Origin of the sequence: Tenacibaculum geojense (assembly GCF_042676005.1) — a bacterium.
In the GTDB taxonomy this organism is placed as follows: Bacteria; Bacteroidota; Bacteroidia; order Flavobacteriales; family Flavobacteriaceae; genus Polaribacter; species Polaribacter geojense.
In genome coordinates this window covers 77,733-90,605 of sequence record NZ_JBHTJR010000050.1, presented here as the reverse complement: position 1 = coordinate 90,605, position 12,873 = coordinate 77,733, and the positions used below count along the sequence as shown (strand labels likewise).

The 12,873-nt window shown below is 29.5% G+C and carries 13 protein-coding genes; 6 read left to right on the top strand and 7 right to left on the bottom strand.

What is annotated here, in order from left to right:
- Positions 1–80: 80 nt before the first annotated feature.
- From ACFQ1U_RS10600 to ACFQ1U_RS10585, 4 genes are all read right to left on the bottom strand, one after another.
- Positions 81–353, bottom strand: a complete 273-nt coding sequence (locus tag ACFQ1U_RS10600) for an HU family DNA-binding protein (protein ID WP_386108135.1) — start codon at positions 351–353, stop codon at positions 81–83.
- A gap of 187 nt (positions 354–540) precedes the next feature.
- Positions 541–1,485 carry a methionyl-tRNA formyltransferase gene (fmt, locus tag ACFQ1U_RS10595; RefSeq protein WP_386108133.1) on the bottom strand — a complete coding sequence of 315 codons (945 nt, stop codon included), beginning with the start codon at positions 1,483–1,485 and terminating at the stop codon, positions 541–543.
- A complete protein-coding gene (locus ACFQ1U_RS10590; RefSeq protein ID WP_386108132.1) occupies positions 1,486–3,372 on the bottom strand; it encodes a RecQ family ATP-dependent DNA helicase in 1,887 nt (628 codons plus the stop codon). It abuts the gene before it with no gap.
- 3 nt (positions 3,373–3,375) lie between these two features.
- Entirely contained in the window at positions 3,376–3,906 is a 531-nt protein-coding gene (locus ACFQ1U_RS10585; RefSeq protein ID WP_386108131.1) for an AAA family ATPase, read from the bottom strand.
- Positions 3,907–4,025: 119 nt separating this feature from the next.
- Here ACFQ1U_RS10585 and ACFQ1U_RS10580 point away from each other — a divergent pair, with 119 nt between their 5' ends.
- The 5 genes from ACFQ1U_RS10580 to ACFQ1U_RS10560 all read left to right on the top strand — a co-directional run bounded on the left by ACFQ1U_RS10580 (position 4,026) and on the right by ACFQ1U_RS10560 (position 9,174).
- Positions 4,026–4,307 carry a DUF493 family protein gene (locus ACFQ1U_RS10580; RefSeq protein ID WP_386108129.1) on the top strand — a complete coding sequence of 94 codons (282 nt, stop codon included), beginning with the start codon at positions 4,026–4,028 and terminating at the stop codon, positions 4,305–4,307.
- A 4-nt stretch (positions 4,308–4,311) separates the two neighbouring features.
- Positions 4,312–5,892, top strand: coding sequence for a peptidylprolyl isomerase (locus ACFQ1U_RS10575; RefSeq protein ID WP_386108127.1), 1,581 nt, complete (start codon positions 4,312–4,314; stop codon positions 5,890–5,892).
- 5 nt (positions 5,893–5,897) lie between these two features.
- Positions 5,898–6,758 (top strand): hypothetical protein, encoded by an 861-nt coding sequence (locus ACFQ1U_RS10570; RefSeq protein WP_386108126.1) that lies wholly within the window; start codon positions 5,898–5,900, stop codon positions 6,756–6,758.
- Entirely contained in the window at positions 6,721–8,091 is a 1,371-nt protein-coding gene (locus tag ACFQ1U_RS10565) for a peptidylprolyl isomerase (protein WP_386108123.1), read from the top strand. Before ACFQ1U_RS10570 ends, ACFQ1U_RS10565 begins: the two co-directional genes overlap by 38 nt.
- Positions 8,092–8,220: 129 nt before the next feature.
- Positions 8,221–9,174 carry an AAA family ATPase gene (locus ACFQ1U_RS10560; protein WP_386108121.1) on the top strand — a complete coding sequence of 318 codons (954 nt, stop codon included), beginning with the start codon at positions 8,221–8,223 and terminating at the stop codon, positions 9,172–9,174.
- Here ACFQ1U_RS10560 and ACFQ1U_RS10555 read toward each other — a convergent pair.
- Genes ACFQ1U_RS10555 through ACFQ1U_RS10545 form a run of 3 tightly spaced genes read right to left on the bottom strand, consistent with a single transcriptional unit; the run spans position 9,171 to position 11,273 of the window.
- A complete protein-coding gene (locus tag ACFQ1U_RS10555) occupies positions 9,171–9,737 on the bottom strand; it encodes an RsmD family RNA methyltransferase (RefSeq protein ID WP_386108119.1) in 567 nt (188 codons plus the stop codon). The genes ACFQ1U_RS10560 and ACFQ1U_RS10555 overlap by 4 nt on opposite strands.
- On the bottom strand, positions 9,734–10,555 hold the full coding sequence (locus ACFQ1U_RS10550) for a DUF3822 family protein (RefSeq protein WP_386108117.1): 822 nt from the start codon (positions 10,553–10,555) through the stop codon (positions 9,734–9,736). Before ACFQ1U_RS10550 ends, ACFQ1U_RS10555 begins: the two co-directional genes overlap by 4 nt.
- Positions 10,539–11,273, bottom strand: coding sequence for a hypothetical protein (locus ACFQ1U_RS10545; RefSeq protein WP_386108114.1), 735 nt, complete (start codon positions 11,271–11,273; stop codon positions 10,539–10,541). The genes ACFQ1U_RS10550 and ACFQ1U_RS10545 overlap by 17 nt, the downstream gene beginning before the upstream one ends.
- A 99-nt stretch (positions 11,274–11,372) precedes the next feature.
- Between ACFQ1U_RS10545 and ACFQ1U_RS10540 the strand changes: the two genes are divergently transcribed.
- Positions 11,373–12,800, top strand: a complete 1,428-nt coding sequence (locus tag ACFQ1U_RS10540) for an ATP-dependent DNA helicase (protein WP_386108112.1) — start codon at positions 11,373–11,375, stop codon at positions 12,798–12,800.
- Positions 12,801–12,873: the final 73 nt, after the last annotated feature.

Here is a 12,873-nt window from a genome sequence, read left to right as displayed (position 1 = left end):
ACCAGAGAAGCTAGCTTCTCTGGTTTAAATATATTTTTTAAAACTGTCAACCTATTTTAGGACGACTCATGCAGTAAATATTAGTTTACTGAGTCACTTAAACCAGCACCTGCTTTAAACTTAACAACGTTTTTAGCAGCAATTTGAATTTCTTTACCAGTTTGTGGATTTCTTCCTGTTCTTGCAGATCTTTGAGATACTGACCAAGTTCCCCAACCAACTAAAGCAACTTTATCTCCTTTTTTTAATGCAGAAGTTACATTGTTAGTTAAAGAATCTAATGCAGCTTTAGCAGCAGCTTTAGAAATTCCTGCATCAGCAGCCATAGCGTCGATTAAATCTGACTTGTTCATAATTGTAATAGATTTTAAAAAATTAATTAATATATTATTGCTAAATAGCTCAACAAATATAGATTTAATGCGGAACTGCGCAAGTAATAGCTCAAAAAATAAGGTAAATTGTTAATAAATACGTGTATTTTGTTAATAACCTTAGTTGTTTTTTGGGAAAAACGCTGCAAACCTTATAAACAAAGGGCTACAGCATGGTAGCTTCATTAACAAATGTTAATCCGTTAAGTAAACTTACAGCATCCATTTTCTTTTTACCCGAAACTTTAATTTGGTTAATAACAAGGTAACCATCTGTTACAGCAACCTTTAATTCTTTTTTAGAGGTTATTATTTTACCAATTTTTTCATTGTGTTTTTCATGAATTTTGGCAACGTCATATATTTTGGCGCTTAATTCTTCATCACCATTTTTAATTGTGGTCCATGCTGCTGGATATGGATTTAACCCTCTAATATGATTGTAAATATCATCTAATGATTTTGACCAATCTATTTTACAATTATGAGGAAATAGTTTTGGTGCAGATTTTTCTTCTAACTCGGGTTGTTTAGTAGTTGTAACATTACCAATTGCAATTAAATCTACGGTTTCTGCAACTAAATCTGCTCCTAAATACATTAGCTTATCGTGAAGCTCACCAACAATCTCGGTATCGTTAATGGTAGTTTCTTTTTGTAAAATGATTTCACCAGTATCAATTTTATCATCAATAAAAAAAGTAGTAACACCAGTTTTTGTTTCACCATTAATAATAGCCCAGTTAATTGGAGCAGCACCTCTATATTCTGGTAATAATGAGGCATGAAGATTAAATGTTCCTTTTTTAGGCATAGCCCAAACGGCTTTAGGAAGCATTCTAAATGCTACAACAATTTGTAAATCTGCGTTCCATTGTTGTAAATCAGTTAAAAAATCTTTATTTTTTAAATTGGTTGGTTGTAAAATTGGTAAGTTTTGAGATAAAGCATATTTTTTTACTGCAGATTCGTTAAGTTTTCTACCTCTTCCTGCAGGTTTATCTGGAGCAGTGATAACTCCAACAACATTATAATTATTATCTACTAAATGCTTTAAAATGGTCACTGCAAAATCTGGAGTTCCCATAAATACAATACGTAAGTCTTTCATTTATCTCAAAAAATATTGGTTGTAATTATTTAATCCTATTATTTCTTCAGATAATAGGTAGCGCAAATTTATTAAAATGTCTGCTTCTTTAAGATTAAGTTGAGTACACATTTCTTTAGCAGTAACTTCTTTTCTTTCTTTTAATAAGTTGATGATTGCTTGTGAACCAGTTTTACTCGCATTTTTTTCTTTTAAACAAACATCACACATATTGCATGTTTTAGAAGAGGTTTCATTAAAATAGGAGAGAAGCTGTATGCTTCTACATACAGAATTTCTGGTAATAAAATTAATAAGTTGTTGATGTTTAATATCTTTTTGCTCTAAATACGTTTGAATATTTTTAGCAATTCTATTAATAGTTTTATCATCTTCTCTTGGATATAAAAAAACTAACTCACTATCATTGTTAGATTTTTGATAGTTAATATATCCCTCTTGATGTAAGCTTTCTAGAAGCTCAATAGCTGTCCATGAAGTTACGCCTGCTTTTTTTGCCAGATAATATTCATCAATTTTAACATCTTGTTCAAATAACCCGCTATACATTCTAAGCAATGCATTGATAAAGTTTTTACGCTGCAAGTTATTCCCAGAATAGTTAATTATCTGTTTGCTATTTACTAAAAATTGTATAGTTGATTTTTGTTTGTGAGTATTGTTAAACTGAATAATACCATTATTGTGTAATATTTGAATAGCTGTAAAAGCTTTATTACTTGTAAAATTGTATTTAGTACAAAAAGCTAAAAAATTAAAGTTGAAGGCATTTTCAGGAAGTTCGCCAAAAGAAATTTGACAATGCTGATATAGTTTTTTGTGTACGTTTTTTACTTCTTCTAATGTTGGTATAGAATATTTAAAAAGTTTTTCTGCAGCATGAATATCTGCTTTATTCGTTAAGGTAACCGCAAAAGCTTTTTTATGATCTCTGCCAGCTCTTCCTGATTCTTGCACATAATTTTCGATAGAACTAGGGATGTCAAAATGTACTACCACACGAACATCTGGTTTGTCTATTCCCATACCAAAAGCATTGGTTGCTACAATAATGGGAGTTTCATTAGCTAACCAATTTTGTAATACTGTTTTTTTTTCGGTAGCTAACATGCCTCCGTGAAAAGAGCTAGCTTTAAAACCATTTGCTATTAAATATTTAGCAATGGTTTGTGTTTTTTTTCGGGTATTAACATAAACAATAGCACCTCCTTTAGTTTTATTGAAGATTTGATTTAGCTTAAAAAGTTTATCATCCGTATAATGAACTTGATATGCCAAATTATCTCTGTAAAAAGATTTTTTGAAGATTTCAACCTCTTTTAGTTGTAGCTGATTACTAATATCATTTAAAACTTGATTATTAGCTGTTGCCGTTAAGGCAATTACAGGAACTTTCGGGTGAATTTCTCTAATCTTAAAAATATCTAAGTAAGAAGGCCTAAAATCATGTCCCCATTCAGAAATACAATGTGCTTCATCTATAGCAATTAAAGAAACTTCTAACTGCGCTATTTTATCTTGAATAAATTTAGATTGAAGTCTTTCAGGTGATATGTATAAAAACTTATAATTCCCAAAACGGATATTATCAAATAACACAATTATTTCATCTTGAGTCATTCCACTTTCAATAGTGGTAGCTTTGATATTTTTTGCTTGTAAACTCTCAACCTGATTTTGCATTAACGCAATTAATGGAGAAATTACAATACACACACCATTTTTAATTAGCGCAGGTATTTGAAAACAAATAGATTTTCCTCCGCCTGTTGGTAACAAAGCAATAGTGTCTTTATTATTTAAAATACTTTCAATAATTTTTTCTTGAGGATCTCTAAAAGAAGTATATCCCCAATATTGTTGTAGTATTTGAAGCGGCGTAAACATAGTTTACAGCGAGTTCATAATAAACTTACAACGTTCTTCAACACTACCAAAAGGCACCTTTATAATTTCATAACCTAATTCTGTATAGGCATCATGTAAAAAACGACTAATAATTACCGATTCTTCAAAAGTTTCATAACGTTCATTATCTGAAGTATAAATTTCTTTCCAAGGTAAGAACTGGAAAACTTTTTGGTAGGCATATTTTTTACTTTTCTCTAAAAAAATAGGTGGAACTTCAGTGTTAAAGTAACGCATATAAGCGTGTACGCTAGGAATTCCTCTATCAAAAAAAACAAGATTACAAGCTAACTCACTAGCTTCTAAGAATTGTTTTTCTCTGCCTTCTAAAATTTTAGTGCTAAATAAAAGTGGATCTTCTAAAAATAACTGATCAATCCCATCTTTTTGGGCTTGTAAAGTAATTTCACGAGAAATCTCTGGCATACAAGTATGACCGGCTTCAATCATTTTATTAATAACTGTAGATTTACCAGTACCTGGTCCGCCAATAAAAACAATTTTTTGTTGCATCTTGCAAAAATAGTGGTTTCCATTAATAATTATAATAATATAATGTAATTTTGTCATTCGCCTTAAAAAGGAATGATTTCTGATAAGAAATCAACAAAGCATAGAATTAATTGAAGATTATGACAGACAGACAAGCATTTTATACCAAATTAAAATCACAATTAGAAGATACCACTAGTTTTCCAGCAGATTACCTTTATAAATTTATAGTTCCTACTGATGGTGAACAAGTACAAGAAGTACAAGATTTGTTTAACAAAGGAGGTGCTGTTATAGATACCAAGAAAAGTAAAACAGGTAAGTATGTTAGTGTTTCTATTAGATTAAAAGTAGCAAGCGCTGATGAAGTTATTGATTATTATAAAAAAGCTGAAGTAATTAAAGGAATCATTTCACTATAAAATCATGAAAAAAATTGTTACGCTAGTATTAAGTATTATTTGCTACACCGTTATTGCTCAAGATAATAACGATGTTTTATTTACTATTAACAATTCACCAACTACTGTAGGTGAGTTTAAAAAAGCTTATGAGAAAAATATAGATTTAGTAAAAGATAAAAAAGCTAAAGATATAGATGCGAATTTAGATTTGTACATTAATTACAAATTAAAAGTTCAACAAGCGTACAATTTAAAGTTAGATACGGTTAAAAGTTATGTTAGAGAATATAATACATACAAAACACAGCTGATAGCTCCGTATTTACATGATAAAGATTTTGAATCTAAAATGATTCAACAAGCCTATAATAGAACTTTGGAGGAGGTAAGAGCAAGTCATATTTTACTTTCATTTCCAAAAAGAGGACAAGAAAAAGATACACTTGCTATTCTTGAAAAGTTAGAAAAAGCAAGGCAAAGAGTTATTAATGGTGAAGATTTTGCTAAAGTAGCTAAAGAAATTTCTGCAGACCCATCAGCAAAAACAAATGGAGGTGATTTAGGATATTTTTCAGCCTTTAAAATGGTATATCCTTTTGAAAACGTTGCTTACAATACTGGTGTAGGTGAAGTATCTAAACCATTTAAAACACGTTTTGGTTATCATATTTTAAAGGTTACTGGAAAAAGACAATCTAAAGGGAAATTTGAAGTAGCACATATCTTTGCAAAAGATAAATCTGTAATAGGAAAAGCTAAAATAGATTCTGTTTACAGTAAATTAGAGAGTGGAGCAAATTTTGAAGACTTAGCTAAAAAATATTCAGATGATAAAGTATCTGGTTTAAAAGGTGGAAAGTTACCTGTTTTCGGAACCGGAAAAATGGTAGCTGAGTTTGAAAATCAAGTTTTAAATTTAAAAACAGGTGAAACAAGTAAACCTTTTCAAACTAAATTCGGATGGCACATAGTAAAGCTTATCAAAAATTATCCAATTGCTTCCTTTGATAAAATGAAGTTGTCTTTAAAGCAAAAGGTGAAATCTGGAGTTTTAGGAAACTTATCTAAAAAAGCAATGATAGATAAGTTAAAAGCTAAATATACTGTTAAAATTGATGAATCTGTGTTAAAAACAGTGCTTAATAAGAAAAAAGTTAATAAAACTTTGTTAATTATTAACGATAAGCAAATAAATGCCTCAGATTTTAATAGGTTTGCAACAAATAAAGGTAAAGTTGTAACAAAATCTTTATTTAATGATTTTTTAGATGATGAAATTTTAAATTATTTTAAAGAAGATTTAGAGCAAAATGATGAAGATTTTAAATACACTTTACAAGAATACAGAGACGGTTTATTATTGTTTAACTTAATTCAAGATAAAATTTGGTCAAAGTCTGTAAATAACAATGAAGGACTTGAAGAGTTTTACAAAACAAATTCAAAGAAATATAAGCAACCGTTAAAAGAGATTAAGGGAACCGTTGTAAATGATTATCAACAATACTTAGAAGATAATTGGATACAACAATTAAGAGCAAATAACAACATTAGTATTAATCAAAAAATATTAAAAGAATTAAAAAAAGCATATAATCAATAACAACCTTGAGAAAACTATTATTTACCACATTACTACTAACATTAGTTTCTTGCGAATATTTACAGGTTGAAACCAAAGAAGAGGTTATAAATGAACCTGTTATAGCCAGTGTAAGAGAGAAGAAATTGTACCTTTCAGAACTAGAAAGTGTTATACCTAAAGGTATTGCTAAACAAGATAGCTTAGTAATTGCCAAGAGTTACATTACATCATGGGCAAAGCAGCAATTGTTTGTACAAAAAGCAGAAATTAATATATCACAATTACAAAGTGACGAAATAGAGAAGCTTGTAAAAGCTTACAGAAAGAGTTTATATATTAACGATTATAAAGAGCGTTTAATTAAACAACAATTAGATACTGTAGTTACACAAGAAGAAATCATTACCTATTACTCTCAAAATAAAGAAAATTTCAAGTTAAATGAAGAGCTTTTACAAATAAAGTTTATTCATTTTGGTAATGACTTTATTGATAAAAAAGAAACTATTAAAAAGTTTCAATCAGACAAAGAGGAGGATTTAGAAGATTTAGAAAACGCAACCATTAATTTTAAAGATTATCACTTACGAGACTCTAGTTGGGTAACTTATGAGCAAGTTTTAGAAAAAATACCACCAATTAGACAAGAATCTAAAGATAATCTGTTAAAAATATCCAAATTCATACAAAAAGAAGATAGTTTAGGAGTATATTTGGTCGCTATAAAAAATGTTTTAAAAAGAAATGATATAGCTCCTATAAGCTATATTAAACAAAACATAAAGCAGTTAATACTGCACAAAAGAAAATTAGAATTAATTAGAGACATAGAAAAAAAGTTAATAGATGATGCTATTAAAAACGACATTTTTAAGGAATATTAGCCTGTTTGCAATTACATTACTAACTGCACGTGCAGCAAATGCACAAACTAAAATAGACGGTGTAGCTGTTGTAGTAGGTAAAAACGTTGTGTTAGACTCAGATATAGATAAGTTTAAACAAGAAGTTGAATTACGTTCTGAAGGTAAAGTTCAATTTTCTGACTGTGAAATGTTAGAAGAGCTGATGCAGCAAAAGTTATTAGCACATCATGCAATTATCGATAGTGTTTCTATTACCCAAGCAGAAGTAGATCAGCGTGTAAATCGTTCAATTCAATATTTTACACAAGAATACGGAAGTCAAGAAAAAGCTATTGCAGCTTATGGATTTAATGATTTTCAAGATTTTAAGAATGAGTTAGAGCGAGTTCAAAGAGAAAATGTTTTAACTGAAAAAGAGCGTCAAAATATCACTTCAGAGGTAGATGTTACTCCAGAAGAAGTTCGTTTGTATTTCAATGGTTTAAAAGATAAAAATGAGTTGCCAGAATTTGAAGCTGAAGTTCAAATAGCTCAAATTGTACTTAATGCAGAACCATTAAAAGAAGAAACAGAAAGAGTTATTGCTAAGCTTAACGAAATTAAAAAAGAAGTTGAAGAAGGTGCTAGTTTTAAATTAAAAGCGATTATTAATTCTGATGATCCTTCTGTTGCTCAAAATGGTGGAAACATGGGAGCTATTAGAAAAGATAGTCCTTTTATTAAAGAATTTAAAGAAGTAGCCTTTTCTTTAGATGAAGGTCAAATTTCTGAACCATTTAAAACAATTTTTGGTTATCATATTATTTTATTACACAAAGTTAAAGGTAACGCTCGTGAAGTTTCACATATTTTATTACAGCCTGAAATAGCTGATGAAAAACTAAAAGAAACGAAAGACGAATTAGAAGAAATTAGAACTAAAATAGTAGATGGTACCTTAACATTTGAAGAGGCTGTAAAAAAGTATTCAGAAGATGATGATACAAAAAATAATGGAGGACTAATTGTAAATCCTTATACAGGAGAATCTACTTGGGAATTAACCAGAATGGATCCTGCACTATATGGTAGAGTAAATGAATTACAAAAAGGAGATTTATCTGAAGTATTTTATGATGAAACTAAAGGTGGTGAGAAGATGTACACCGTGATTATCATGAAAGATAGAACTAATACACATACAGCCGATTTAGTTGAAGATTATGTAAAAATTCAACAGTTGGCTTTGCAAAAGAAAAAAGAAGAAACAATAAAGAAATGGACGAAAGATAAAATTGATGAAACTTATATTAAGTTAAGTGACGGATACAAAAAATGTTCATTTAAAGATAATTGGAAAAAAGATATTTAATAAATTTATTTACAAGGCAAAAAATCCCGCAATTGCGGGATTTTTTATTATATAATTATTGTTATTTTAGCTACATATAAAATTGTTATACAACAAGAAAAATAAAACTTTAAATATTAAAATAAATATATGTCAGACGTAGAGGCAGTAAATAATCTAGTAGAAAAATATAGACAATTACAACAAGAAATTGGAAAAGTAATTATTGGTCAGCAAGAAGCTGTAAACTTTACCTTGTTAAGTATTTTTTGTGGAGGGCATTCCTTATTAATTGGAGTGCCAGGTTTAGCCAAAACATTGTTAGTAAATACTATTTCTAGTGCTTTAGGCTTGGATTTTAAAAGAATTCAATTTACACCAGATTTAATGCCTTCTGATATTTTAGGAAGTGAAATTTTAGATGAAAACAGAAAATTTACCTTTATTAAAGGTCCTATTTTTTCCAATATTATTTTGGCAGATGAAATTAACCGTACACCTCCTAAAACTCAAGCGGCTTTGTTAGAAGCAATGCAAGAACGTTCTGTAACCGTATCAGGCTATCATTACAAGTTAGATTTACCATTTTTTGTGTTAGCAACACAAAACCCAATAGAGCAAGAAGGAACGTATCCTTTACCAGAAGCTCAGTTAGACCGTTTTATGTTTTCAATTAACTTAGAATATCCATCTTTTGAAGAGGAAGTTCAGGTAGTTAAAAACACAACTTCAGCGGTAACTACCCATGTGAATTCGTTATTTTCTGCTCAAGAAATCATTAAAGTCCAAGAATTAATAAGAAAAATACCTGTAGCTGATAATGTTATAGAGTATGCTGTACAATTAGTAGGAAAGACAAGACCTAATTCTGAATTAGCAACAGATTTAGTTAAGAGTTATATTGATTGGGGAGCTGGACCAAGAGCGTCTCAAAATCTTATTTTAGCGGCAAAAGCGCACGCAGCAGTATCTGGTAAATACTCTCCTGATATAGAAGATGTTCAGGCGGTGGCTGTTCCCATTTTATCTCATAGAATTGTTAAGAACTATAAAGCAGAAGCAGAGGCAAAAACTATTAAAGAGATAATAATGTCGTTGTTTTAATCAATATAAATATTATCTTCTTCAGTAGCGTTTTCAAAGAAACTAAAAACATTTCCACCATATCTTTTATCGTAGCTATGTTTTTTATGCTGCGATAAATCGGTATGCTTAGAATGTTCAATAATTAACACTCCATCTTCATTTAAGATTTGACGATCAAAAATTATATCAGCGATTTTTAAAAATTGACCTTCTTCAAAATCATAAGGAGGATCTGCAAAGATTACATCTGCTTTTAAAGGTGTTTTTTCTAAAAATTTATACACATCACTTTTAAAAGTATTAATGTTGGTATTTAGATCTTTATTAGTTTGATTAATATATTTTACACAAGCAAAATGAGCATCAACTGCATATATATCTTGTGTCCCTCTAGAGGCAAATTCATAGCTTATATTACCCGTTCCTGCAAATAAATCTAATACAGTAATTCCATCAAAGTAGTAGAGGTTATTTATGATGTTAAATAACGACTCTTTTGCCATATCTGTAGTTGGACGAACAGGTAAGTTTTTTGGAGCGCTTAAACGTCTTCCTTTAAATTTTCCAGATATTATTCTCATGAAATTAAGGTAAAATTAGAATGATGAGATAATTCATCATGATTTTTTAAAAAAGTTGAAGATGGTTGAATGAAATCTACATTCCTAACATAATTATATACAATATTATACAACTCGGATTCTTTTTCAATAGCGCCAATGAAAGTTAATTGAAATTCGTTAGGATCTAATTGTAATTGTTCTGCGACAAATAAAATATAGTATATAAAATCTTCTTTAGTTTGATAATTAAAGGTGTTAGCTAACAATAATTTTTTTGAGTCAATGACTACAATATCCAAGCTAAAGTTACTAACGTTTACAAAAAAGTTAGTTTTTGTGTTGTTTTCAGAATACTTTAATAAGTTTGGAATTAACACCGAGGCATGGTGGTAATATTCAAATTCACCAAAGTTTTGAAATAGATAATTATTAATGTTAACAAAAGGAACATATACATTTCTTACTTCATAGGTTGGTATTCTATCAAATGTAATATGATCGTTAGTAAGCGTTTTAATATTAAAATCTAAGTATGTTTTTAGATGTTTTTTATCAAAATAATCATTTGGGACTAAAGTGTATAAATCATTTTGATGAAGTGCTTTTACTTTTTTAAAGTCTTGTTGTAACTCTTTATCTTGCTCAAATATAGTTGCAATTTCATCTTGTAAAAGCTCAGGGGTACTTACAGGGGTCTCAAATCCGTATTCTGTAAAAGATACAATTTCTTTTGTCGCTACATCTTGGATACAAAAAGAAAATCCATCCAAACTAAATTGGATGGATAACTGTTTAGTATCTGGTATGATACCTGTATTTTTATTTTTTCTCTGCAACGGCGTCGTTTTTATCGTAAAATGGAGGCCAGTTACCACCAGTAGTTACATCTTCTAAAGAACCAACAGAAACAAAAGCTCCTTTAATTTGGTCAGTTTCTACGGCTTCTAATTCTTGCTTTACTAATTGAGGATTCATTCCTTTTAAAATAGATTCTTTATCTACCTTAGCGATAAATGCTGGTACTAATAATCCTGCAACTTTTTCTACTTGTCCAGTTTCTAATGTAAATTCTTTATCAGTACCTGGAACTTTAAACATATTTTCAAAGTCTTTACCTTCAAAATGAGAGATTACAGGTTCGTAACCAATAGTATCTACTTTTCTAACAGAAACTTCTTTAGTTAATCCACCACCAATATTTACAGTTTTTTGTTCGTTAGTTGTTTGAGTAATTGCTAATTTTCCATCTTTAACAAAAGCTATTAAACTATCTTTATTACTAGCATATGTACCGTATACTTCGCTGTATTTAATTTCAGCATCACGGATTAACTTTAAATTTTTAATAACTTTAGCGTAGCGTACTTTCTTTTCTTTACTGAAATTAATAGGCTCCATAATTCCGCTGTAAATTAAATATCCTAAATATCCAGCAGCGGCAAGTAAAAGTATAGATACTAACCATCTTAATTTCAATGGGATAAACTTAACTATTACGTAAGCTAAAAGAAATGCAACAATAATAGCTGCTAAAATCATCAATATTAAATTCATTTTTTTAGTTTTTAGTATATGATATTCGCAAATCTACAATTTTTTTTTATTCTTAAAACAAATATTTTATAAATACATTTGTGTTCCATTTTTTACACTATGCTTACAAACACTGGAGATTTTTTTAAAGAGCTTCAAAAAAAGTTCCCATACGATCCTACGTACAAACAAAACGAACTTTTAAATGAACTTACACAGTTTATATTTGATACCAATAACCGTGCCTTATTTTTATTAAAAGGGTATGCTGGTACAGGTAAAACAACAGTTATTAGTACGGTAGTAAATAATTTATGGAGAGTTGGTAAGAAAGCTGTTTTATTGGCTCCAACAGGAAGAGCTGCCAAGGTTATATCAGGATATTCTAACCGGCAAGCATTTACAATTCACAAAAAAATATATTTTCCAAAAAAGCAATCTAATGGTGGAGTAAGTTTTGTAATGCAACCTAATAAGCATACAAATACTATTTTTATTGTAGATGAAGCTTCTATGATTTCAGATCAGTCTCAAAACGCTAAGCTTTTTGAAAACGGTTCATTGTTAGATGATTTAATATCTTATGTATATTCAGGAAATAATTGCAAATTAGTTTTTATTGGAGATACCGCTCAGTTACCACCAGTAAAATTAAATGTAAGTCCGGCTTTAGATGCCGAAAAGGTTTCTTTTCATTATAACAAAGATGTTACAGAAATAGAATTAGATGAAGTGGTTCGTCAGGCAGAAGGTTCAGGAATCTTAGCCAATGCTACCGATTTACGTTTATTAATTCAAAATGAAGGAACACAATTTAAGTTTGATGTAGATTTTCCAGATATTATTCGCTTGCAAGATGGTTATGAAATTCAAGATGCTATCACAACCGCTTATGATGGAGATATTGGAGTAGAGGATACAGCAATTATTGTGCGTTCTAATAAAAGAGCTAATCAATACAATCAACAAATAAGAACTAAAATTAGAGGACAAGAAAACGAAATTTCTACGGGTGATTATGTAATGGTTGTTAAGAATAATTATTTCTGGTTAAAAGATTCATCATCGGCAGGTTTTATTGCTAATGGAGACATTTGTGAGGTAATGAGAATTAATGCAATTAAAGAATTGTATGGTTTTAAGTTTGCTGAAGTAGAAGTGCGAATGATTGATTATCCTGATATGAAACCTTTTGAAACTGTTTTGTTATTAGATACATTAACTAGCGAATCTCCTGCGTTAACTTATGAAGAAAGTAATCGTTTGTATGAAGCTGTTAAAGAAGATTTTGCCCATGAAAAATCTAAATACAAGCAATTTATGGGAGTTAAAAAAAATAAATACTTTAACGCCTTGCAAGTTAAGTTTTCTTATGCTATGACTTGCCATAAATCTCAAGGAGGACAATGGAAAACCATTTTTATAGAACAGCCTTATTTACCAGATGGTTCTAGTGTTGAATATTTACGATGGTTATATACAGCCGTTACCCGTGCTCAAGAAAAGTTATATTTAATTGGATTTAAAGATGAAAGCTTTATTTCTTAAAAGTTAGAATTCTGTTAAACTATTCTATAAAACTTGATAAAAAACTACATTTGTTTCACAATCAATCAAATTA

Bases quoted from the DNA above. Each gene is read 5' to 3' on its own strand.
- ACFQ1U_RS10575 (WP_386108127.1), top strand. From the start codon at position 4,312: ATGAAAAAAATTGTTACGCTAGTATTAAGTATTATTTGCTACACCGTT.
- ACFQ1U_RS10565 (WP_386108123.1), top strand. From the start codon at position 6,721: ATGATGCTATTAAAAACGACATTTTTAAGGAATATTAGCCTGTTTGCA.
- ACFQ1U_RS10580 (WP_386108129.1), top strand. From the start codon at position 4,026: ATGACAGACAGACAAGCATTTTATACCAAATTAAAATCACAATTAGAA.
- ACFQ1U_RS10540 (WP_386108112.1), top strand. From the start codon at position 11,373: ATGCTTACAAACACTGGAGATTTTTTTAAAGAGCTTCAAAAAAAGTTC.
- ACFQ1U_RS10560 (WP_386108121.1), top strand. From the start codon at position 8,221: ATGTCAGACGTAGAGGCAGTAAATAATCTAGTAGAAAAATATAGACAA.
- ACFQ1U_RS10555 (WP_386108119.1), bottom strand. From the start codon at position 9,737: ATGAGAATAATATCTGGAAAATTTAAAGGAAGACGTTTAAGCGCTCCA.
- ACFQ1U_RS10545 (WP_386108114.1), bottom strand. From the start codon at position 11,273: ATGAATTTAATATTGATGATTTTAGCAGCTATTATTGTTGCATTTCTT.
- ACFQ1U_RS10590 (WP_386108132.1), bottom strand. From the start codon at position 3,372: ATGTTTACGCCGCTTCAAATACTACAACAATATTGGGGATATACTTCT.
- fmt (WP_386108133.1), bottom strand. From the start codon at position 1,485: ATGAAAGACTTACGTATTGTATTTATGGGAACTCCAGATTTTGCAGTG.
- ACFQ1U_RS10585 (WP_386108131.1), bottom strand. From the start codon at position 3,906: ATGCAACAAAAAATTGTTTTTATTGGCGGACCAGGTACTGGTAAATCT.
- ACFQ1U_RS10600 (WP_386108135.1), bottom strand. From the start codon at position 353: ATGAACAAGTCAGATTTAATCGACGCTATGGCTGCTGATGCAGGAATT.